The sequence below is a fragment of the Pseudomonas sp. GW822-FHT07A10 genome (assembly GCF_058798795.1).
Map to the genome: position 1 here is coordinate 157,726 of NZ_JBXAKV010000004.1, position 21,119 is coordinate 178,844.

Here is a 21,119-nt window from a genome sequence, read left to right on the forward strand (position 1 = left end):
GGGCAGGATCACGCGCCAACGGTTTCAAGACGTTCTTGGTTTGCCGTCAATGGCCAGTGCTGCATCCTTTGTAGCAGGTATGGCGCTGGGCAGATGGCGAGCAATCAGCCCGCGATAAGCTGCAGCACCGAGACAGGCACCGACAATCGGTGCAAAAACCGGAATCAGGAAGTACGGGATATCGCGTCCGCCAGTGAAGGAAATTTCACCCCAGCCTGCGAGGAAAGTCATTAGTTTAGGACCGAAGTCGCGGGCCGGGTTCATCGCGAAACCGGTCAGCGGGCCCATCGAGCTGCCGATCACGGCAATCAGCAGGCCGATCAACAACGGCGCCAGCGGTCCTTTGGGCAGGCCATTGTTGTCGTCGGTAAGCGACATGATCACGCCCATCAGAATGGCGGTGATGATCACTTCAACCAGAAAGGCCTGGCCCGTGGACAGGGCAGGGTTCGGGAAGGTGGAGAACACCGAGGCCAATTCAAGGCTGGCTTCGGTGCCACGAACCATTTGGTGAGTTTGTTCGAAATCGAAGAACAGGTTGCTGTACAGCGTGTAAACCAACAATGCCCCGCAGAAGGCACCGGCGACCTGGGAGAAGATATAGAAAGGCAATTTGCGCTTTTCGAAGTCAGCGAAAATGCTCAGCGCGATACTCACGGCAGGGTTGAGGTGCGCACCGGAAACGCCGGCGGTGAGGTAGATCGCCATGCTGACGCCAACACCCCAGATGATGCTGATTTCCCACAACCCGAAGCTGGCACCCGCCACCTTGAGCGCGGCAACGCAGCCCGTACCGAAAAAGATCAGCAGTGCAGTACCCAGAAACTCGGCCATGCATTGGCTCGAGAGCGACGGTTGTTGTAACGCAGTTGTCATTGAAAACCTCGTTTTTGTTGTTGTCTGGCGCTTTTTCATTAAGGTCAAAGCGCGATTTTCACCGAGGCAGGATCCCCATCCTGTGCTCGGCTTACTGCCGGGTGCTGCGGTGAGACATTCGTACAGTGTTCACATTCGAAAAAATATAGACAAGAAGCACTGCTGTCAAAGGTCGAAAGTGAACCATCAGTCATATTTAAACTATTAGTCCTGTGAATGATCGCATCGTTCATCTGGCGAGATGCGTGTGGACGAACGGCCGAAAGCCCGGCCAGGCCTTGGAAATAGCACCGCAATAGAGCCTTTTATCGATCAATGACCTAGAATTCTGCGCAGTATTTTTCTTCTGCCGCCAAGTCTGGAGCTGTCATGACCCCCGCATTGGATTTGTTGAAAAAAGTTCGTGCCGAACATCGCGTGCACAGTTACGAACATGATCCGAAGGCAGCGTCCTATGGTCTGGAGGCCGCGGAAAAACTGGGCCTGGACCCCGCGCAGGTGTTTAAGACATTGCTGGCGGCGAGTGAGAAGGGTGAGTTATTGGTGGCGGTGGTGCCGGTCGTCGGAAGTCTGGACTTGAAGGCGCTGGCACAGGCCGCAGGCGTGAAAAAAGTCGAAATGGCCGATCCAGCCGCTGCGCAGCGTTCGACGGGGTATCTGTTGGGCGGTATCAGCCCGCTCGGGCAGAAGAAGCGCCTGCGCACTTTTATCGATCATTCGGCCCAGCCGTTTTCCAGCATCTTCGTCAGCGCCGGGCGGCGCGGTCTGGAAGTCGAGCTGGCGCCTGCCGTGTTGGCCGAACACACCCAGGCGAAGTTCGCCGATATCGGTCGTGCCTGAATAGAGGGGCTTGGGTTTTCATCCTGGCGCTGTATGGTGAAAATTGATTCGTTCTGTCACTGGTGAAGCGTTGTCCATGGTTTCATGCTCGGCGACCTGGAAAAAGGAGCAGTGTCATGGAGCTTGAGTTTCATCAGATCGATGCGTTCAGTGATAGGCCGTTCAGTGGCAATCCGGCGATGGTGTACCGGCTCGATGCCTGGCTTGACGATGAGTTGATGCAAAAAATCGCCGCCGAACATAACCTCGCCGAAACCGCGTTCCTGGTGCGTGAGGGTTCTGTCTGGCGCATCCGCTGGTTTACCCCGATCACTGAAGTCCCATTGTGCGGCCATGCGACCCTGGCCAGCGCCTACGTGCTCTTTGAACTCTATAAAGAACCGGTCGAGCGACTGGACTTCATCTGTAAGTCCGGCCCGTTGAGTGTCACCCGAGAGGGTGGGCGCTTGTGGCTGGATTTCCCGGCAGTCGTGCCGTCGGAAGTGGGGATGACCCGGGATGTCGAGCGCGCCTTGGGCGTCGAGGCAGTCGATGTGCTGGGCTCGAAAGAATTGTTCGTGGTGCTGGAGTCCGAGCAGGCGGTGCTCGATTGTCAGCCGGACATGATTGCCCTGGCGAAACTGCCGTGGCCGGGCGCCATCGTCACAGCCAAAGGCAACAAACATGACTTTGTGTCGCGCTACTTTGCTCCGGCGATCGGCATCAACGAAGATCCGGTGACCGGTTCAACCCACTGCAGCCTGATTCCGTACTGGTCGAAACGCTTGAGCAAGTCGAATCTGACGGCTTATCAGTGCTCGGCGCGGGGCGGGGAGTTGTTTTGTCGGCTGGAAGGGGATCGGGTGAGTATTGGCGGGAATGCGACGCTGGTCGCGAGCGGAAAATTATTGCTCGGATAATTTTTTGGTAGGAGCGAGGCTTGCCCGCGAAGGCGTCATCCCGGTCGACATCATCATTGACTGGGATGACGCCTTCGCGGGCAAGGGCTAGGCGCCCCCCTGCTCCTACGGATTCAGGTGTCAGCTGGCGGCGCCGTAGCGCCGAACCCCGGACTCGATCGTCGGAATCTGCGCCGCTGTACTGCCGGAGGCCTGGAACAGTACCAGGTGTTCCGCCGCTACCCGAATACCGACTTCAGCACCGACCAGATGATCGGCATGACTCGGGAAAATCGACTCCAGCTGTGCGCCCGTAGGCAACTGCAAGCGGTACAGCGTTGATGCACCCTGGAAGCTCTTGCCGACAATCTGCGCCCTCAGTGGGCTGGACGGTGCATAGACGATGTCGTCCGGACGCAGCAATACGTCCACGGCGCCACCGATCGGCCAGGTGTAGGCACGGTTGCCGCGCAATTCACCCAACTCGGTCTGCACCGACTCCGGGCTGCTCAACTGACCGCGAATGAAGTAACCCTGGCCAATGAAACTGGCCACATACGGTGTCAGCGGTTCGTGATAGAGGTTGTAGGGCGTATCCCACTGCTCCAGGCGACCTTCCTTGAAAACGCCGACATGATCGCTGACCGCGAAGGCTTCTTCCTGGTCGTGGGTCACCAGAATCGCACTGGTGCCGCGAGCCTTGAGAATGTCGCGCACTTCATGGCTGAGTTTGCGTCGCAGTTCACCGTCGAGGTTGGAGAACGGTTCGTCGAGCAACAACAGTTGCGGTTCCGGCGCCAGGGCGCGGGCCAGTGCAACCCGCTGCTGCTGGCCACCGGACAGCTCATGGGGAAAGCGCTTGCCGAGGTTTTTCAGGTTGACCAGTTCGAGCAATTCTTCGGTGACACGATCCTTTTGCGGGTGCTTGCGGATCCCGAAGGCGATGTTCTCGGCCACGCTCAAATGCGGAAACAGCGCGTAATCCTGGAACACCATGCCGATCCGGCGTTTCTCCGGGGCGAGGGTGAAACCGGCGCTGGAGATGGTCTCGCCCGCCAATTGGATCTCACCCTCGTGCACCGGTTCGAAACCGGCAATGGCCCGCAGAGTGGTGGTTTTGCCGCAACCCGAAGAGCCCAGCAGGCAACCAATATCGCCGGCATTCAAATGCAGGTTGAGGTTCTGCACAACCCGCTGGTTTTGATAACCACAGGCCAGATTGCGCAGGTTCAGCAGTAATGGCTGGCTCATGCGTGATGGTACGAAGGTGGGACGAGAAACTCGAGCAGGGCCTTTTGTGCATGCAGACGGTTTTCGGCTTGATCCCAAGCCACCGAACGCGGGTCGTCGAGCAGGTCGAGGCTGATTTCCTCGCCACGGTGGGCCGGCAGGCAATGCATGAACAGCACGTCCGGCGCGGCCAGGTCGAGCAGGGCACGGTTGACCTGGAACGGTGCGAACAGCTTCAGGCGCTTGGCGGTTTCCTCTTCCTGGCCCATGGAGGTCCAGACGTCGGTGCTCACCAGGTGCGCGCCGCGCACGGCTTCCTGCGGATCGCGGACGATGCTTACCCGATCGCCGGCTTTGGCCACGAACTCAGGGTTGGGTTCGTAACCTTCCGGGCAGGCGATGCGCAACTGGAAGTCGAACTGGATCGCCGCTTCTATATAGCTGTTGCACATGTTGTTGCCGTCGCCGATCCAGGCGACGGTCTTGCCTTGGATCGAACCGCGATGTTCGAGGAAGGTTTGCATGTCGGCCAGCAACTGGCACGGGTGCAGGTCATCGGACAGGCCGTTGATCAGCGGGACTCGCGAATTGGCGGCGAATTCGGTCAGGGTGCTGTGCGAAAACGTACGGATCATCACTGCATCGAGCATGCTCGACATGACAATGGCGGCGTCGCCGATCGGTTCGCCACGGCCCAGCTGAGTGTCGCGCGGCGACAGGAAGATCGCCTGGCCACCGAGCTGGATCATGCCGGCTTCGAACGAAATACGGGTACGGGTCGAGGACTTCTCGAAAATCATCCCCAGGACGCGGTTTTTCAAAGGCTCGAACAGTACGCCGCGGTTACGCAGGTCTTTGAGCTCAACGCCTCGACGGATCACGCTGACCAGCTCTTCGGGCGTGCAATCCATCAGGGAGAGAAAGTGCCTTGCGCTCATCATTGACTACCTTTTTGCAACAGACCGCAGATACTCAAAGCCTTGTTTAACTGAAAAACGGGCGAGACCTGCGGCGTAAGCCGCACGGGGCGACGAAATAGGGGGAGGCGCGATATTGACATTAAATGTCGCGTTTTTCCAATAGGCTACGGTGTTTAGAGGATTTCAGAGAGGCTACGGGGTGACCGCGGTAGCGCTTTTGAAGCCTGTGTCCTGACAGCAGCTCACCATTTGTACACTGGGCTCGCCGGGCTTGGCAATCAGACAGGGCGTGGGCGACATATTGGCAGTCGGTTTTTGACCTGTCATTCGAGCTTTTGGCGGGCAATGTGTCTGGTCTGAAACATTTGCTAATGCAAAGTGCTGGGTTATAACTAAAGCACGAGCGACGCAGGAAGCCTCAGGAATGGAATCGAAAGAACAGCTATTGATGGAGCTACTTGGCCTTACGGCACGCTCTCTGACCCACCTCACGGCTTCCATGACCTCGATGTCTTTCGAGTTGATGCGCAGTGAGGACGAAGTCACGAAGGCGGCTGGCCGGCGCATGATCGACCGCATGGCCACCATCAGCGCCGGGCTCGACGAGCATTGGCGGCTGATCGGCGAACTCACCGGCGTGCATGTCGCCCACGAGCAGATAGAAACCATTGAGGAAATCCAGTTGCAGGCGCCGCCGAACTGATCCCCTTGCTGCCATCGGCCTGCCTGATGGTCGTCGATTCACAAGACGAACGTCGCTGGCGCGGTGGCAAGTCACGCGCCATAGTTTTGTTCCCGCGGCCGACATTGCCCGCCCAGAACAAAACAGAGACTGGCCATGACCAAGACTCTCCATCACCGTGCGTGCCACCTGTGTGAAGCTATCTGCGGCCTGACCATCGAAACCACCGAAGTCGAAGGCAGCGGCGTGCAGATCACCTCGATCAAGGGCGACCCTCAGGACAGCTTCAGCCGTGGGCATATCTGCCCCAAGGCGGTGGCCCTGCAAGACATTCAGAACGACCCGGATCGCCTGCGTCAGCCGATGCAGCGAGTGGGTAGCGAGTGGCAGCCTATCGAGTGGGAAGATGCGTTCAGCCTTGTAGCCGAACGCCTGGCGGCGATTCAGGAGCGTCACGGGCAGAACGCGGTGGCGGTCTATCAGGGCAACCCCAGCGTGCACAACTACGGGTTGATGACCCACAGCAATTACTTCCTCGGCCTGTTGAAAACCCGTAACCGGTTTTCCGCGACGTCGGTCGATCAGTTGCCCCATCACCTGACCAGTCATTTGATGTACGGCCACGGCTTGCTATTGCCGATCCCGGACATCGATCACACCGATTTCATGTTGATCCTGGGCGGCAATCCGCTGGCCTCCAACGGCAGCATCATGACCGTGCCGGATGTGGAGAAGCGCCTCAAGGCGATCCAGGCTCGGGGTGGCAAAGTGGTGGTGGTCGATCCGCGTCGCAGCGAAACGGCGGCGATTGCCGATCAGCATCTGTTCGTGCGCCCCGGCGGCGATGCGGCGCTGTTGTTCGGGCTGCTCAATACGTTATTCGCTGAAGGCCTGACCCGCGACAGTCATTTGCCGGTCGATGGTCTGGATGAAGTGCGTAAGGCGATCGCCGGTTTCACTGCCGAGGCCATGAGCCCGCTGTGCGCAGTACCCGCCGAACAGATCCGTCAACTGGCGCGGGACTTCGCAGCAGCCCCGACGGCGGTCTGCTATGGCCGCATGGGCGTCTCGACCCAGGCCTTCGGCACCTTGTGCCATTGGCTGGTGCAATTGATCAATCTGGTGACCGGCAACCTTGATCGTGTCGGCGGTGCGTTGTGCACCGAGCCGGCGGTGGACCTGGTGGCGTCCACGTCGGGCGGCCATTTCAATCTGTGGCAAAGCCGCGTGTCCGGGCGTCCTGAATACGGTGGCGAGTTGCCGGTGTCGGCGCTGGCCGAAGAGATGCTCACCGAAGGGGAAGGGCAGGTCCGTGCGCTGATCACCGTGGCGGGTAATCCGGTGTTGTCCACGCCCAATGGCCGACAGCTGGAGCAGGCGCTGGACGGGCTGGAGTTCATGGTCAGCGTCGACCTGTACATCAATGAAACCACGCGTTATGCCGACCTGATCCTGCCGTCGACTTCGGCGCTGGAAAACGATCATTACGACACCACGTTCAATATGTTCGCGGTGCGCAACGTCACCCGTTTCAACCGGGCGATTCTCGCCAAGCCGCAAGGTGCGCTGCATGACTGGGAGATCTTTGTGGGGCTGGCCAAGGCCTTTGCGGTGAAGACCGGCAAGGAGCTGAAACCGACCATCGCTCCGGCGCAGATGATCGACCGTGGGTTGCGGATGGGGCTGTATGGCGATGCTTCAGGGTACAAACTGTCGCTGGCAACCTTGTTCGATCACCCTCACGGTGTCGATCTCGGCGCGCTCAAGCCCAATTTGACGCCTCGTCTGAAGACGGCCAATCAGCGCGTCCAGGCGGCGCCTGTGGAGATCCTCGCCGATCTGGCGCGCTTTGCGGCGTTGCAAGCACCAGCCGCCGATGAGTTGCTGATGATCGGTCGCCGCCATGTGCGCAGCAACAACTCATGGATGCACAACTATCACCGCCTGGTGAAGGGCAAGCCGCGCCATCAACTGTTGATGCACCCGGACGACCTGGCCAGCCGCGGGCTCAGCGATGGGCAGCGGGTGCGCGTCAGTTCACGGGTCGGCGTGATCGAGGTTGAAGTGGTCGCCAGCCTCGATATGATGAAAGGAGTGGTCAGCCTGCCCCACGGTTGGGGCCATGCGCGACCGGGCGTGCAGATGACGATTGCCAGTGGCCAGCCAGGTTCCAGCGCCAATGACCTGACTGACGAATGTCAACTCGATGAGTTGTCGGGCAATGCGGCATTGAACGGCGTGCCGGTGACCGTGGCGGCGGCGTGAACATGTCTGTCGGGGAGGCCGAGCATGGCGCTCGGGTTTCCGTTACAATGCGCCACCGTGCCGACCACTGAGTCGGAAAGTTCAGCCGAGGTGCTCCATGGATATCATCGAAACGATTAAAGAGCAGATTGCCAACAACACCATTCTGCTTTACATGAAAGGCTCGCCGAATGCCCCGCAGTGTGGGTTTTCCGCGAAAGCCGCCCAGGCTGTGATGGCCTGTGGTGAAAAGTTTGCCTATGTGGATATCCTGCAGAACCCGGAAATCCGCGCCAACCTGCCAAAATACGCCAACTGGCCAACCTTCCCACAACTGTGGGTTGCCGGTGAGCTGGTTGGTGGTAGCGACATCATGACTGAAATGTCTGCCGACGGTTCGTTGCAGGCACTGATCAAAGACGCCGCCGCCAAAGCCGCCGCTGCCAAGACCGAAGCCTGATTCGGTACCTGTAGGAGCGAGGCTTGCCCGCGAAGCAGGCGCCGCGCTTCTGCAGATACACCGCGTCATCGTTCTTCGCGGGCGAGCCTCGCTCCTACAAGAGCGCACGTAAAAAGCCCCGCCTCTGTAAAGAGAGCGGGGCTTTTTATTGTGTCGGGGTTAGCGGCGTAGAACTTACTCTTCGCCCATCTGCGATTGCAGATAGTTCTCGAGGCCGACTTTATCGATCAGGCCCAGCTGGGTTTCCAGCCAGTCGATATGTTCTTCTTCGGATTCAAGAATGTCTTCGAGCAGTTCACGGCTACCGAAGTCGCCGACGGTTTCGCAATGAGCGATAGCGACTTTCAGGTCGGCATGGCCGTCGCGTTCGATCTTCAAGTCGCACTCAAGCATTTCCTTGGTGTGTTCGCCGATGTGCAGCTTGCCCAGGTCCTGGACGTTCGGCAGGCCTTCAAGGAACAGGATGCGCTTGATCAGCTTGTCAGCGTGCTTCATCTCGTCGATGGATTCGTGGTACTCGTGCTTGCCGAGCTTGTTCAGGCCCCAATCTTCATACATGCGCGCATGCAGGAAATACTGATTGATCGCGACCAGTTCATTGCCAAGGATTTTGTTGAGATGCTGGATGACTGTAACGTCGCCTTTCATGGTGGGAGTCCTGCCCTGTATTAGCTGTATATAAGGCGGAGTTTGAGCCGCGTAATTAACAGTGTCAAACCTAAGTTATTGAAACTTAAATGAAAATTAATCGGAATAAGAATGTTTGTGTTCCGCGTCTAGGCCCTAAGCGATTGATTTCCAGACATAAAAAAACCGGACATCAAGTCCGGTTCTTCGAAATACGGTAGTTATGCAGCTGTAAATTCTACGGGGTAGGGGATCGCCGCCTGGGCCGTTTGCAGTTTGCCCAGTGTTTCACGCACTACTTCCTTGGCCAGGCAAGCGCATTTGCCGCATTGGCCGGCTACGCCGGTAGCCAGACGGACTTCTTTGTAGCTGCAGCAACCTTCATAGATTGCATCGCGGATTTGACCGTCGGTGACGCCAGTGCAGAGGCAGACATACATAAGTGAGAACCGTCGCTGGTTGTGACTCAATTGCGATGGATCTTAATGTTAACGAGAATGATTGTCAAAGTGGTTTCTGAAGGCTTTTTGTCATAAGGGCCTTTGACTGACGAACGGTTTCCTCTCGCGCCTTGTGAAAAAAAATAGCAGCGGCCATTTTGCCCGCCAGAAAAAAACCGCTAAGGACAGGCGAAAAACGCGGTGTATGATGGTCGGCCTTTTGCGAAGGAGGTTCGTGTCACAGGGCTGTCGCCTGAGGGTGACAGGCTGGCATGAGCCCTGTTCTTCAACGTTATTACCAGGAGATATCCAATGAGCGTACTCGTAGGCAAACAAGCCCCTGACTTCACCGTACCGGCCGTACTCGGCAATGGCGAAATCGTAGACAGCTTCACCCTGTCCTCGGCCATCAAAGGCAAATACGGCCTGGTGTTCTTCTACCCACTGGACTTCACCTTCGTTTGCCCGTCCGAGCTGATCGCTCTGGACAACCGCATGGCTGACTTCAAGGCACGCAACGTTGAAGTGGTCGCCGTTTCGATCGACTCGCACTTCACCCACAACGCGTGGCGCAACACCCCGGTGAACAATGGCGGTATCGGCCAGGTTCGTTACACCATGGCTGCTGACATCAAGCAGGAAATCATGAAGGCTTACGACGTTCAGTCCGCTGACGGCGTGGCTTTCCGTGGTGCGTTCCTGATCGACGACAAAGGCGTTGTCCGCTCGCAGATCATCAACGACCTGCCGCTGGGCCGTAACATGGAAGAGCTGATCCGTCTGGTTGACGCTCTGCAATTCCACGAAGAGCACGGCGAAGTTTGCCCTGCCAACTGGAAAAAAGGCGACAAAGGCATGAACGCTTCGCCAGAAGGCGTTGCGGCTTACCTGACCGAGCACGCTGCTGCGCTGTAAGCCAGGCGTCCGGCAATAAAAAACCGGCCTGAGGCCGGTTTTTTTATGGGCGAGATAAACCGGCGACCAGTCTCAGTCGTTGTAGTCTTCCCAGCCGCCCATCTGTTTCCAGCGATTGACGATGCCGCAGAACAGCTCGGCGGTTTTCTCGGTATCGTAGCGAGCCGAATGAGCCTCGCGACCGTCGAAGTCGATGTCCGCTGCCTGACAGGCCTTGGCCAGTACGGTTTGGCCATAGGCCAGACCGGCAAGGGTCGCGGTGTCGAAGCTGGAGAACGGGTGAAACGGGTTACGTTTCATGTCCAGGCGCGCGACTGCCGCGTTAAGGAAACCCAGGTCGAAGCTGCTGTTGTGGCCGACCAGAATCGCCCGTTTGCAACCGTTGGCCTTCAGGGCCTTGCGAATGCCGCGGAAGATATCGGTCAGCGCCGCTTCTTCACTCACTGCCATGCGCAACGGGTGATCGAGCTTGATCCCGGTGAACTCCAAGGCTGCTGCTTCGATGTTGGCGCCTTCGAATGGCTCTACCCGGAAGAAGTAGGTGTGATCGGGGTACACAAACCCTTTTTCATCCATGGCGATGGTGGTTGCAGCAATTTCCAGCAGGGCGTCGGTGGCCGAGTTGAAGCCACCGGTCTCTACGTCGACGACAACCGGCAGGTAACCACGGAATCTGGCAGCCATTGGATGACGAGGACCACCTCCACCGCCTTGACCGTCCTGTTCGTCGTCGAAATGGTCTTCACTCACGCGTGTTCCTCCAGCAGGCGCCAGCGCAGTTTTTCACCGGCGCGCAGCGGGATAACGGTCAGCTCGCCAAATGGCAGGCTGGTTGGGGCGGTCCACTCTTCGCGGACCAGGGTGATGCGATCGGTGTTCGCCGGCAGACCATAGAAACGCGGGCCATTGAGGCTGGCGAAGGCTTCGAGCTTGTCCAGCGCATTACGCTGTTCGAAGGCTTCGGCATACATCTCGATCGCGGCATAAGCGGTGTAGCAACCGGCACAGCCGCAAGCCGCTTCTTTGGCGTGCTGGGCATGGGGGGCCGAGTCGGTGCCGAGGAAGAACTTGTCGCTGCCACTGGTGGCGGCGTCGAGCAGCGCTTCCTGGTGGGTATTGCGCTTGAGGATCGGCAGGCAGTAGAAGTGCGGCCGAATCCCGCCCACCAGCATGTGGTTGCGGTTGTACAGCAGGTGATGCGCGGTGATGGTGGCGCCAACGTTGGCCGAAGCCGCGTTGACGAACTGCACGGCATCGGCGGTGGTGATGTGTTCGAACACCACTTTGAGCGTCGGGAAACGCTCGACCACGCGACGCATGTGCTCATCGATGAAGATTTTTTCCCGATCGAAAACGTCGATATCGCCACGGGTGACTTCACCGTGAACCAGCAAGGGCATCCCGACTTCGGCCATGGCCTCCAGTGCAGGGAAAATCTTGTCGATGCTGGTGACGCCAGAGTCCGAGTTGGTGGTCGCGCCGGCCGGGTACAGCTTGGCGGCGTGAATGAAACCGCTGGCCTTGGCCTCACGAATTTCTTCGGGCTGGGTGCGGTCGGTCAGGTACAGAACCATCAGCGGTTCGAAACGGCTGCCGGCCGGACGTGCGGCGAGAATCCGCTGGCGATAGCCATCGGCTTCAGCAGCGTTGCGCACCGGAGGTACCAGGTTGGGCATGATGATGGCGCGACCAAAGGTGCGCGCGACATCCGCGACGGTATTGGTCAACACGGCACCATCGCGAAGATGAATGTGCCAGTCGTCGGGACGCAGCAGGGTCAGGCGGTCGGACATGAGGGAATTCCAGGCGGGTCAAACTCAGGGGAATGCTACCGGAAAAGACTCTTCCAGGCACTCGCTATCAAGTTTTACGACAAGCTTCCGATACCCAACAGGCAGGCCGTGAATATGTGTGTCGGTCTTTTTGTCGTAGAAGCCAGTGGAGCCTCCCGTGCGCCAGCGTTATTTAGCCTTGCTCAGTGTGTTTGCCAGCCTTCCCGCGATGGCGCTCACTTTCCAGACTCGCCTGGAGAGCATCGAGTGGACGGTCGAAGGTGACAAGTTCGAATGCCGCCTGACTCAACCGATCACTGATTTCGGTTCGGGTGAGTTTGTGCGGCGCGCCGGAGAGCAGGCGACATTTCGTCTGAAGGCCTACAACTCAATGATCGGTGGGGGTTCCGCGACCTTGCTGGCGGCGGCTGCGCCATGGCAGCCGGGGCGTGGCGACATTAACCTGGGGTCGGTGAGAATCGGTAGTGGCAACGTGCTGTTCAACAGCTCGCAAGTGCAGGCCGGGCGCCTGATCAGCGGGTTGATGGAGGGGCGCAGCCCGGTCGTTCGACACTCATCGGGCGACGGTCGGGTGTCTGAAGTGCGTCTGCTGCCGGTCAAGTTCAGCAAGGCCTATGGTGACTATCAGGGTTGCGTCGCCAAGTTGTTGCCACAGAATTTCGAGCAAGTGAAGCAATCCGAGGTCGGCTTCCCGGGGGAGGGTATCGATCTCGATGCCAGGGCCAAGGCCCAGTTGCAGGTCATGCTGGAGTTCATGAAGGCCGATCCGACGGTCAACCACATTGAACTCGACGGCCATTCCGACAACAGTGGCAACCGCCTGACCAACCGTGAACTGTCACGACGCCGGGCGCTGGCGGTGATGGATTTCTTCAAGGCCAATGGTGTGCAGGAATCGCAGATCACCCTGCGTTTTCACGGTGAGCGCTATCCGCTGGCGCCCAACAACAATGCCGCCAACCGGGCTAAGAATCGCCGGGTTGCCGTACACCTCGAACGGGTCGCACCGACCGAGAAGCCTGCGCCTCAAGCCACCGCCGCCGCGAGCAGCGCGACGACCTCCTGAACCTGCTGAATTCGTCGCTCGCTCGACATAATCTGTCGCTTCGTCGTCATAAGCTGTCGCGCCTCTGTAAATTATCCTGCATGAGCGGTAGACTTGACAGCTTTCCGTAGAACCCCGTGGAGTGATGGCATGGCGGACGTAAACAAGGTCGTTCTGGCGTATTCCGGCGGCCTGGACACTTCGGTGATCCTCAAGTGGCTGCAGGATACATATAACTGTGAAGTAGTGACCTTCACCGCTGACCTGGGTCAGGGCGAAGAGGTCGAGCCGGCCCGCGCCAAGGCACAGGCCATGGGCGTAAAAGAAATCTATATCGACGATCTGCGCGAAGAATTCGTGCGTGATTTCGTGTTCCCGATGTTCCGCGCCAATACCGTTTACGAAGGCGAGTACCTGCTGGGTACTTCCATCGCTCGTCCGTTGATCGCCAAACGTCTGATCGAAATCGCCAACGAAACCGGTGCTGACGCCATTTCCCACGGCGCGACCGGCAAGGGCAACGACCAGGTTCGTTTCGAACTGGGCGCCTACGCCTTGAAGCCAGGCGTGAAAGTGATCGCTCCATGGCGCGAATGGGACCTGCTGTCCCGTGAGAAGCTGATGGACTACGCCGAGAAGCACGCGATTCCGATCGAGCGTCACGGCAAGAAAAAATCCCCGTACTCGATGGATGCCAACCTGCTGCACATCTCCTATGAAGGTGGCGTGCTGGAAGACACCTGGACCGAGCACGAAGAAGACATGTGGCGCTGGACCGTCTCCCCGGAGAACGCTCCTGACAAACCACAGTACCTGGAACTGACCTACCGTAACGGCGACATCGTTGCACTGGACGGCGTCGAAATGACCCCGGCCACCGTGCTGGCGACCTTGAACCGTATCGGTGGCGAACATGGTATCGGCCGTCTGGATATCGTCGAGAACCGCTATGTGGGCATGAAGTCCCGTGGCTGCTACGAGACGCCAGGCGGCACTATCATGCTGCGCGCTCACCGTGCGATCGAGTCGATCACCCTGGACCGCGAAGTGGCTCACCTCAAAGACGAGCTGATGCCTAAATACGCCAGTCTGATCTACACCGGTTACTGGTGGAGCCCAGAGCGTCTGATGCTGCAACAGATGATCGATGCTTCCCAGGCTCACGTGAACGGCGTAGTGCGCCTGAAACTGTACAAGGGCAACGTGATCGTCACCGGACGCAAGTCCGACGAGTCGTTGTTCGACGCCAACATCGCGACCTTCGAGGAAGATGGCGGTGCCTACAACCAGGCCGATGCGGCGGGCTTCATCAAGCTCAACGCCTTGCGCATGCGTATCGCGGCGAACAAAGGCCGCAAGCTGTTCTGAGACCTTTGATGCGGTAATGGAACTGTGGCCTTGTCGATGACAAGGCCACAGTTCTGAAAAAGGGCTGCTGCATATTACGTTTCGCTTTCTGCTGGTTTCTTCTAACCGTTCCCTCTGCTGCCTGCCTTTGATCTCACTTCAAGGGCTGCCTTGCTCTGTGCGACGGGTCAAAACCTAGCCCATGATCGTCACGCCATGTGAGCTCAAATTGTAAGAAACACAGAACGTTGCGTTGCTGCGTTTCTTTAGTTGTTTCCAGTGTTTGAGCGCGCTGTCCTTCAGCACTACCTCCGAATCGGCGCACGTGAGAAATACGATCACGTGTGCAGGATTATCCGGAGCGTGCTGGATACTCTCCATCAAGGCGCTGAACCCCATTTTTTTGGTTATCCAGCGTGCATCAATGATGTGCAGATCCTTTAGCGGTGCGGGCAACTGCACATGGTGTTGGACCGAGCGTTCAGGCGACACACTGGAAGTGCTGTTTCCAGAGTGATCAGCGTTGTCCATGACTTTTATAAAATGCTTTCCCTTCTCGAAATCGGAGGGCGCGTAAAGCGATCGATAATTGAAGTTAAGTGTGGCGAAGAAAAGAAAAAGCAAATAAAAGGGAAAACTGATCAGAAACCAGATGTAGAGTTCTCTCTCCTTGTGGTCAAGAAAGGGCAGCGATACAGCAGCTGATGTTTCGGACAGTGCTGCAAATATTGCAATGATTGTCATGGGGTTGGTGATTCTTTTTTTGAGTTTTATCATGTTTTTTACTCATTAGATATTATCTTTTTCTCTGTTGGTTTATAGGGTGTGTTTTGGCGGTGATGCATGTATGGATGTGTTGTTTTTGTTTTTGTTATTTTAAGTTTTTTTGTTGTGTGGTTGAAATTGATATAGTAGCTGCATTGTTCTGGGTCTGGGTATGTCTGTTTATTTGTTTTAAAGTTGCGTGGGTTTGTTTGGCTTCTGAAGTGTTGCTGTGTGTAAGGTTTTTCGAGCCGTTCGGGCCGGGTTATGTAAGATTCTGCAAGATACTCGTTACCTTTAAGGGTAGCTTAATAGTCGCGGTCTGTCGGACCAAGGGCGTTTAACCCTGTTTTTTTGGGTGTGAATTGTTACAAAGAAACTGTCGAGGCGATTAGCAGTGTTCGGCCAATAAAATCTCTGGCTCATCGTGTGCAATGATTTCTTGTAGGAATAATCCGTGTTGTTTGTAGGTGATGTCTCTCGGTGCGAGTGGTCGAGGGGGACGGCATGCCATGGGTGAAACGACTAGGCTATGGTGCGGGCTCTAAAAATTCGAACAGCGAAAATTGGACTTGCCCATGAATAAAGTGCTGATCGTGGATGATCACCCCGTCATTCGTCTTGCGGTACGTATGCTAATGGAGCGTCATGGCTACGAAGTCATTGCAGAAACAGACAATGGCGTGGATGCATTGCAACTTGCTCGTGAACTTATGCCGGATATCGTTATCCTGGATATTGGAATACCGAAGCTGGATGGGTTGGAAGTTATCGCGCGCCTGACATCAGCGGCGATGCCTCTTAAAGTGCTGATATTGACGTCCCAGGCTCCAGGGCATTTTTCCATGCGCTGTATGCAATCGGGTGCCGCCGGATATGTCTGTAAACAACAGGACCTTACTGAGTTGCTCAGTGCAATAAAGGCGGTACTGTCAGGTTATAGCTACTTCCCTAATCAGGCGCTGCATACTGTGCGCTCCAGTCTTGGGAATGCCAGTGAGGCCGATATGGTGGATCGTTTGTCCGGACGGGAAATGATGGTCCTGCAGCAGTTGGCCCGAGGTAAGACAAACAAGGAAATCGCCGATGGGATGTTCCTCAGCAATAAAACCGTCAGTACTTACAAGACTCGCCTGTTGCTAAAGCTCAATGCTCGCTCACTGGTCGATCTTATTGAATTGGCTCAACGTAATGGCCTGGTATGAGTACGCCAGCGTTTGACGAGGGGCGATGAGCGGGCGTTTGTCGGGGATGGGCACTTAGTAAAAAGCCTCCGTTTCGGGAGGCTTTTAGGTGTCATAGGTCAAAATCGTAATCGGCCAATTGCTTTTGCAGTCGGCGCTCCTCCAGCAGATTGTCGATGGTGCGGCGTTTGCTCAGGTTGGTCTTCGCTACTTCCACCACCGGTTCTGCGTCATCGGCCTCAACGGGGGTGAAGTCGTCTTCTACGTCCAATTGCTCTTTGCCAGTGCTCATAAGGTTAACTCCAGGCTAAGACTGCCTTTGGCGCTCCTTATATCGACAATTTCCCGGCGGGTAAAAAAGATTTTTTCAATCGGCTAATCAATAAAACTAATAGAGCCTCAATCGTCCGAGGTCTTTTGCTTGTATTCGCATAAGTCCTCGATCCGGCAGCTGCCACAACGCGGCTTGCGGGCCAGGCAAACGTAGCGTCCGTGGAGAATCAGCCAGTGATGGGCGTCGAGCAGATACTCCTTCGGCACGAATTTCATCAGTTTCTGCTCCACCTCGACCACATTCTTGCCCGGAGCAATGCCGGTACGGTTGCTGACCCGGAAAATGTGGGTGTCCACGGCCATGGTCAGCTGACGAAAGGCGGTATTGAGCACCACATTGGCGGTCTTGCGGCCGACGCCGGGCAGCGCTTCCAGCGCTTCGCGGGTCTGCGGTACTTCACCGCCATGGCGCTCTACCAGCAAGCGACAGGTTTCGATCACGTTTTTTGCTTTGCTGTTATACAGGCCGATGGTCTTGATGTACTCCGACAATCCTTCGACGCCCAAGGCATAAATCGCCGCCGGCGTATTGGCCACCGGAAACAGTTTGGCGGTGGCCTTGTTGACGCCGACATCGGTCGATTGCGCCGAGAGAATCACGGCGATCAGCAGTTCGAACGGCGAGGAATAGGCCAGCTCGGTCTTCGGTTCAGGATTGTCTTCGTGAAACCTGCGGAAAATTTCCAGACGTTTTGCGGCATTCATGGGCGATGCGTTTCCTCGAAGGAGGTCAATGTGGGGGTGGGGCGGGTCCAGGCCTGACGTGCGGCGATCAGCAGCCCCAGCAGAATAAACCCGCCGGGGGCCAGCGTGGCCAAACGCAGGCCTCCGTCAGCGGTGAGCACCCAACCTTGCCAGTCCGGTTGCACAGCACCGGTCAGCCAGGGCAGATGGCTACCCAGTGTCCCGTTGCCGATGAGCTCGCGCAGCAGGCCCAGGCCAATCATCAAGGCGCCAAACAGGCCGCACAGGCGCAGGCGGTCACGCCTTGTGCCCTGGAAAAAACCGTTATGTTCCAGCACCACGCATTGCAAGGCGATCAATCCGGTATAGAACCCCAGATGCTGGTGCCATTGAAGCGACCAGGCTTGCGTGGCGAGTTCCGCACAACTGGTCAGTGTGGCAGCCAGCAGGAGGCAGGCCAGTAAATGGGTTGCCGGAATCAGTCGTGAGCGCAAGATACCCATGCTCACGTCATAGACACTGAGCACCAGAGCGAACATCAGCCACAGGCCCAGGGCCGTTACCAACGAATCAGTGACGCCGATCAGAGGCGCAAGCATCAGCGAGTTCTGCAGGGTCGATGACTTATTCATGGGCACTGCTCCCGATCAGCGGTTGCCGGTGTTCATCGAAGTAACGCAATGCATCGTGGGTGGCATTGATCACCGCTCTTGAGGTGATGGTCGCGCCCGCGATCTGATCGAATTGCCCTTGGTCCTTTTTCAAGGCCCAGCCAGTGTCGCCTGGTTCGCCTAGAGACTTGCCGGTAAACACTTGCAGCCAGGCATTGGGCCAGTCGGCGAGCTTGCCGCCCAGCCCCGGGGTTTCCGATTGCTTGAGGGTTTTGACCCCCAGCAACGTGCCATGGGGGTCGATGGCGATCAGCAAATCGATGGCGCCGGCGTAGCCCAGTGTCTGGCTGCGCAGCAACACGGCGCTCGGTTGGCCGGCCTTGGACGCCAGGTAGCCATTTAGCAGCGTGCTGTTGGGCAGGCGAGTTTTTTCGACGCTGAGGGGGTGTTCCAGTGGCTGATTGTCGTAGCTGTCGGGCGCTAGCAGATCCAGCAAATTGCGGCTGTCGATCAGGCGTTGTTCGGCGGCAATGCGTGCGGCGCTGGTGTGCTGCGCGAGGTAAGTCGCGCCTGTCCCCAGGCCTGCCAGTAATACCAGGGTCACAACGCTGGTTGCTCGGTTCATGGGCTGACCTGCGCTTGTCTGGAGGCAGCAAACCGCTCCAGCGCCGGTACACAGAGGTTCATCAGCAGGACGGCAAAGGCCACCCCGTCGGGATAGCCGCCCCACGTGCGGATCAGGTAAGTCAGCAGCCCCACTCCGGCGCCGAACAGCAACCGGGCCGTGGGGGTTTTTGCGCCGGATACCGGTTCCGTCACGATGAAGAAGGCACCCAGCATGCTCGCGCCGGTGAGCAGATGGAAGAGTGGCGAGCCATGGGAATCGGAGCCCGAACCGTTCCAGCACAACAGGCTGATGACGAACAGGCTGGCGAGCATGCCGACCGGCGCATGCCAGCTGAACACCCGTCGTTGCAGCAGAAACGCGCCGCCAGCCAGGAAGGCCAGGTTGACCCATTCCACGCCCCGGCCGCCGAAATGGCCGAATGCCGGGTTGCCGGTAAACAGTTCGTCCATGGTCAGGCTTTTGTTGATTCGCAGGCTGTCCAGCGCGGTGGCCTGGGCCCACGCGTCTGGCGTCTGGCCGAGGTTGAAGCCGAACACTTGTTGCAGGCCAGCGAGAAAGTCCATGCCATGGGACGACGGCCAATGGGTCATTTGCTGGGGAAATGTCACTAAAGCCAGGGCGAAACCGAGCATCGCCGGGTTGAACGGATTCCTGCCGACGCCGCCATACAGGTGCTTGCCGAAAAAAAGTCCGAATGCCGCAGCGCTGACCGTCAGCCACCACGGGCAATAAGGCGGCAAGGCCAGGGCCAACAGGGTCGCGCTGACCAGCGCACTGCCATCGCTCACTGTCGGTTTTACAGGTTGCTTGCGCAGCTGCAACACCGCTGCTTCAACGGCCAGCGCGGTAGCTGCCGTCAGAATCAGGTTGATCAACACGCCCCAACCGTACAGCCAGAACAACATCAGCATTCCCGGCAGGGTGGCCAGCAACACCAGCTTCATGGCCTGCTGAAGGCGTTCGTCCACCGATTCAAGGGGCGGCATAGGCATCCACCTGCCGCTCGGCTTCGCTGAGCGCATGTTGCAATGCTGCGATCTGTTCGGCCGACGCTTCGTTTGTTTGAGCCTTCTTGAGTTCGGCGCGGCGCATGGCCAACTGGATCTTCGCCCGCTTCAGCTCGGCATCGTTAGTCGGAACAGGCTGAGCAGCTACCACCGGTGCACTGTTTTCCAGCTGCGCCAGCGTCTGCTCGGCGGCTTCAAATTGCTGTTGCAGCACGATCAGTTGCGATTGCTGTTCGAAAGTCGGTGGATGCCCGAAGGCCTTGAGCGACTTGTTCAACTGCGCTCGACTCATGGCCAGATCGACCTTGGCCTTTTTCAGTGCCACATCGGCATTGGCGGCCTTCTGCGCCCGCACGCGCTCGAGCGCGGCCTGAACCGGGTCGAGTGTCACTTCACTGTGCTGCACGGCGCGTTGGGCGCGGGCCTGACGTTCGGCGAGTTTCTGTTGCTCTTCGCGATGTAAGCGGGCATTGCGCTGTTCGAAGCGACGTCGCGCGCGGTTGCGCTTGGCGGCCCGGGCCTGTTGCTCCTCCAGGCTGAACGCCAGCCCACCGACAATCGGCAGCGTGGCCAGCGGTAGCGGATGCATCTCGATGCAATCCACCGGGCAGGGCGCCACGCAGAGGTCGCAACCGGTGCATTCGTCGACGATGACCGTGTGCATGAATTTCGCCGCGCCGACAATCGCGTCGACCGGGCAGGCCTGAATGCATTTGGTGCAGCCGATGCATTCGGCTTCGCGGATGTACGCGATTTGCGCCGGTGCCGAACCGCGACTGACGTCCAGTTCCAGCACCGGCACTTTCAGCAGCTCGGCGAGGGCCGCGATGGTTTCGCTGCCGCCCGGTGGGCACTTGTTGATCGGCTCGCCGCTGGCGATGCCTTCGGCGTACGGTTTGCATCCGGGGTGGCCACACTTGCCGCATTGGGTCTGCGGCAAGAGGGCATCGATGCGTTGAATCAGACTCATGTTTTGATCAGCCCGCTGAATCCGAGAAAAACCACTGCGATCAATCCGGCGCCGATCAATTCGATCGGCAGGCCGCGAAAGGGCAGGGGGACATCGTTATCGAGTGTGCGTTGGCGCAAGTCGCTGAACAGGCTCAGCACCAGCCAGAAACCCAGCCCGGCACCTAGGCTCAAGGCTATGGCGTGGAAAAGTCCCTTGTCGTCCTGAGCGTTGAGCAGGGTCAGCCCAAGCACGCCGGCATTGCCCAGCAGCAGGGGCCAGAGACCCTCGAATGAAAGCTTGGCGAATAACCGTGGAAGCAGTTTCAGCAGCGGGCCGATCAGCAGAACGCTCAGCGGCAGGAATACGAACAGTCGCAGCGACGTCAGCCCCAGCGGCACCAGCAGCCAGTGGTAGAGCGCATGGCCGAGCGTGCCGACGATCAGCATCAGGCACGTCGTCGCGATGCCCAATGCATGCACCTGTCGCCGCTCGCTGCCCAGCACCGGATCGACGCCCAGCGGCCAGTGCAACACGAGGTTGTTGATCAGGGCAGCGCTGATAAGCGTAAGAAGCAGTTCGGTCATGATCGTGCCGGTAAGAACAGGGCTTTCTTAAGGGGCTCTCTAGAAAGGGCTCTCTAAAAAGAACTCTCTAAAAAGAG

24 protein-coding genes are annotated in these 21,119 nt (G+C 57.9%); 9 read left to right on the forward strand and 15 right to left on the reverse strand.

Annotated elements, in window-relative coordinates; genetic code table 11:
* Positions 1-24 precede the first annotated feature (24 nt).
* On the reverse strand, positions 25-876 hold the full coding sequence (locus AC1RL4_RS09005) for an MIP/aquaporin family protein (RefSeq protein ID WP_489078591.1): 852 nt from the start codon (positions 874-876) through the stop codon (positions 25-27).
* A 369-nt stretch (positions 877-1,245) separates the two neighbouring features.
* Here AC1RL4_RS09005 and ybaK point away from each other — a divergent pair, with 369 nt between their 5' ends.
* Positions 1,246-1,716: a Cys-tRNA(Pro) deacylase gene (ybaK, locus tag AC1RL4_RS09010; protein WP_007938929.1), complete on the forward strand. Its 471-nt coding sequence runs from the start codon at positions 1,246-1,248 to the stop codon at positions 1,714-1,716.
* A gap of 116 nt (positions 1,717-1,832) precedes the next feature.
* The gene (locus AC1RL4_RS09015; RefSeq protein WP_489078592.1) at positions 1,833-2,615 is read left to right on the forward strand and encodes a PhzF family phenazine biosynthesis protein; all 783 of its coding nucleotides are present in this window, start codon (positions 1,833-1,835) and stop codon (positions 2,613-2,615) included.
* Between the two features lie 120 nt (positions 2,616-2,735).
* Here the strand turns inward: AC1RL4_RS09015 and AC1RL4_RS09020 are convergent, their stop codons facing one another.
* Complete coding sequence (locus AC1RL4_RS09020) at positions 2,736-3,845, reverse strand: ABC transporter ATP-binding protein (RefSeq protein WP_019581557.1); 1,110 nt, start codon at positions 3,843-3,845, stop codon at positions 2,736-2,738.
* Entirely contained in the window at positions 3,842-4,762 is a 921-nt protein-coding gene (gene argF, locus AC1RL4_RS09025; protein WP_019581556.1) for an ornithine carbamoyltransferase, read from the reverse strand. The genes AC1RL4_RS09020 and argF overlap by 4 nt, the downstream gene beginning before the upstream one ends.
* Before the next feature lie 406 nt (positions 4,763-5,168).
* On the opposite strand from argF, the gene plzR reads away from it, so the two are divergent.
* The 3 genes from plzR (at position 5,169) to grxD (ending at position 8,130) form a co-directional block, all read left to right on the forward strand.
* A complete protein-coding gene (gene plzR / locus AC1RL4_RS09030) occupies positions 5,169-5,447 on the forward strand; it encodes a PlzR type 4 pili assembly inhibitor (RefSeq protein WP_007938924.1) in 279 nt (92 codons plus the stop codon).
* 135 nt (positions 5,448-5,582) lie between these two features.
* Positions 5,583-7,691, forward strand: coding sequence for a molybdopterin oxidoreductase family protein (locus AC1RL4_RS09035; protein ID WP_489078593.1), 2,109 nt, complete (start codon positions 5,583-5,585; stop codon positions 7,689-7,691).
* Positions 7,692-7,788: 97 nt separating this feature from the next.
* Positions 7,789-8,130, forward strand: coding sequence for a Grx4 family monothiol glutaredoxin (gene grxD, locus AC1RL4_RS09040; RefSeq protein WP_007938922.1), 342 nt, complete (start codon positions 7,789-7,791; stop codon positions 8,128-8,130).
* A 174-nt stretch (positions 8,131-8,304) separates the two neighbouring features.
* Here grxD and bfr read toward each other — a convergent pair whose 3' ends face one another.
* Together bfr and AC1RL4_RS09050 are read right to left on the reverse strand one after the other, a co-directional pair.
* The gene (gene bfr, locus AC1RL4_RS09045; protein WP_019581554.1) at positions 8,305-8,778 is read right to left on the reverse strand and encodes a bacterioferritin; all 474 of its coding nucleotides are present in this window, start codon (positions 8,776-8,778) and stop codon (positions 8,305-8,307) included.
* A 200-nt stretch (positions 8,779-8,978) separates the two neighbouring features.
* Entirely contained in the window at positions 8,979-9,197 is a 219-nt protein-coding gene (locus AC1RL4_RS09050) for a bacterioferritin-associated ferredoxin (RefSeq protein ID WP_018926608.1), read from the reverse strand.
* 312 nt (positions 9,198-9,509) lie between these two features.
* On the opposite strand from AC1RL4_RS09050, the gene AC1RL4_RS09055 reads away from it, so the two are divergent.
* On the forward strand, positions 9,510-10,112 hold the full coding sequence (locus tag AC1RL4_RS09055) for a peroxiredoxin (protein WP_007938920.1): 603 nt from the start codon (positions 9,510-9,512) through the stop codon (positions 10,110-10,112).
* A gap of 72 nt (positions 10,113-10,184) precedes the next feature.
* Here AC1RL4_RS09055 and rnt read toward each other — a convergent pair whose 3' ends face one another.
* Positions 10,185-10,862: a ribonuclease T gene (rnt, locus tag AC1RL4_RS09060; RefSeq protein ID WP_007938919.1), complete on the reverse strand. Its 678-nt coding sequence runs from the start codon at positions 10,860-10,862 to the stop codon at positions 10,185-10,187.
* Positions 10,859-11,905, reverse strand: a complete 1,047-nt coding sequence (gene pyrC, locus AC1RL4_RS09065) for a dihydroorotase (protein WP_018926606.1) — start codon at positions 11,903-11,905, stop codon at positions 10,859-10,861. Before pyrC ends, rnt begins: the two co-directional genes overlap by 4 nt.
* 157 nt (positions 11,906-12,062) lie before the next feature.
* Here pyrC and AC1RL4_RS09070 point away from each other — a divergent pair, with 157 nt between their 5' ends.
* On the forward strand, positions 12,063-12,971 hold the full coding sequence (locus AC1RL4_RS09070; protein WP_489078595.1) for a flagellar protein MotY: 909 nt from the start codon (positions 12,063-12,065) through the stop codon (positions 12,969-12,971).
* 129 nt (positions 12,972-13,100) lie between these two features.
* Complete coding sequence (locus AC1RL4_RS09075) at positions 13,101-14,318, forward strand: argininosuccinate synthase (protein ID WP_007938916.1); 1,218 nt, start codon at positions 13,101-13,103, stop codon at positions 14,316-14,318.
* A gap of 174 nt (positions 14,319-14,492) precedes the next feature.
* Here the strand turns inward: AC1RL4_RS09075 and AC1RL4_RS09080 are convergent, their stop codons facing one another.
* Entirely contained in the window at positions 14,493-15,074 is a 582-nt protein-coding gene (locus AC1RL4_RS09080) for a hypothetical protein (protein ID WP_018926603.1), read from the reverse strand.
* A 563-nt stretch (positions 15,075-15,637) separates the two neighbouring features.
* Here AC1RL4_RS09080 and AC1RL4_RS09085 point away from each other — a divergent pair.
* The gene (locus tag AC1RL4_RS09085; RefSeq protein ID WP_018926602.1) at positions 15,638-16,264 is read left to right on the forward strand and encodes a response regulator transcription factor; all 627 of its coding nucleotides are present in this window, start codon (positions 15,638-15,640) and stop codon (positions 16,262-16,264) included.
* 91 nt (positions 16,265-16,355) lie between these two features.
* Here AC1RL4_RS09085 and AC1RL4_RS09090 read toward each other — a convergent pair whose 3' ends face one another.
* From AC1RL4_RS09090 to AC1RL4_RS09120, 7 genes are all read right to left on the reverse strand, one after another.
* Positions 16,356-16,535, reverse strand: coding sequence for a PA3496 family putative envelope integrity protein (locus AC1RL4_RS09090; RefSeq protein WP_007898493.1), 180 nt, complete (start codon positions 16,533-16,535; stop codon positions 16,356-16,358).
* Between the two features lie 107 nt (positions 16,536-16,642).
* Entirely contained in the window at positions 16,643-17,281 is a 639-nt protein-coding gene (nth, locus tag AC1RL4_RS09095; RefSeq protein ID WP_018926600.1) for an endonuclease III, read from the reverse strand.
* A complete protein-coding gene (locus tag AC1RL4_RS09100) occupies positions 17,278-17,892 on the reverse strand; it encodes an Rnf-Nqr domain containing protein (RefSeq protein WP_019581553.1) in 615 nt (204 codons plus the stop codon). Before AC1RL4_RS09100 ends, nth begins: the two co-directional genes overlap by 4 nt.
* Positions 17,885-18,496 (reverse strand): RnfABCDGE type electron transport complex subunit G, encoded by a 612-nt coding sequence (locus AC1RL4_RS09105; protein WP_019581552.1) that lies wholly within the window; start codon positions 18,494-18,496, stop codon positions 17,885-17,887. Before AC1RL4_RS09105 ends, AC1RL4_RS09100 begins: the two co-directional genes overlap by 8 nt.
* Positions 18,493-19,485, reverse strand: a complete 993-nt coding sequence (locus tag AC1RL4_RS09110) for an RnfABCDGE type electron transport complex subunit D (protein WP_019581551.1) — start codon at positions 19,483-19,485, stop codon at positions 18,493-18,495. Before AC1RL4_RS09110 ends, AC1RL4_RS09105 begins: the two co-directional genes overlap by 4 nt.
* Positions 19,472-20,476 carry an electron transport complex subunit RsxB gene (rsxB, locus tag AC1RL4_RS09115; protein ID WP_489078596.1) on the reverse strand — a complete coding sequence of 335 codons (1,005 nt, stop codon included), beginning with the start codon at positions 20,474-20,476 and terminating at the stop codon, positions 19,472-19,474. Before rsxB ends, AC1RL4_RS09110 begins: the two co-directional genes overlap by 14 nt.
* Complete coding sequence (locus AC1RL4_RS09120) at positions 20,473-21,042, reverse strand: electron transport complex protein RnfA (protein ID WP_064616316.1); 570 nt, start codon at positions 21,040-21,042, stop codon at positions 20,473-20,475. The genes rsxB and AC1RL4_RS09120 overlap by 4 nt, the downstream gene beginning before the upstream one ends.
* Positions 21,043-21,119 lie beyond the last annotated feature (77 nt).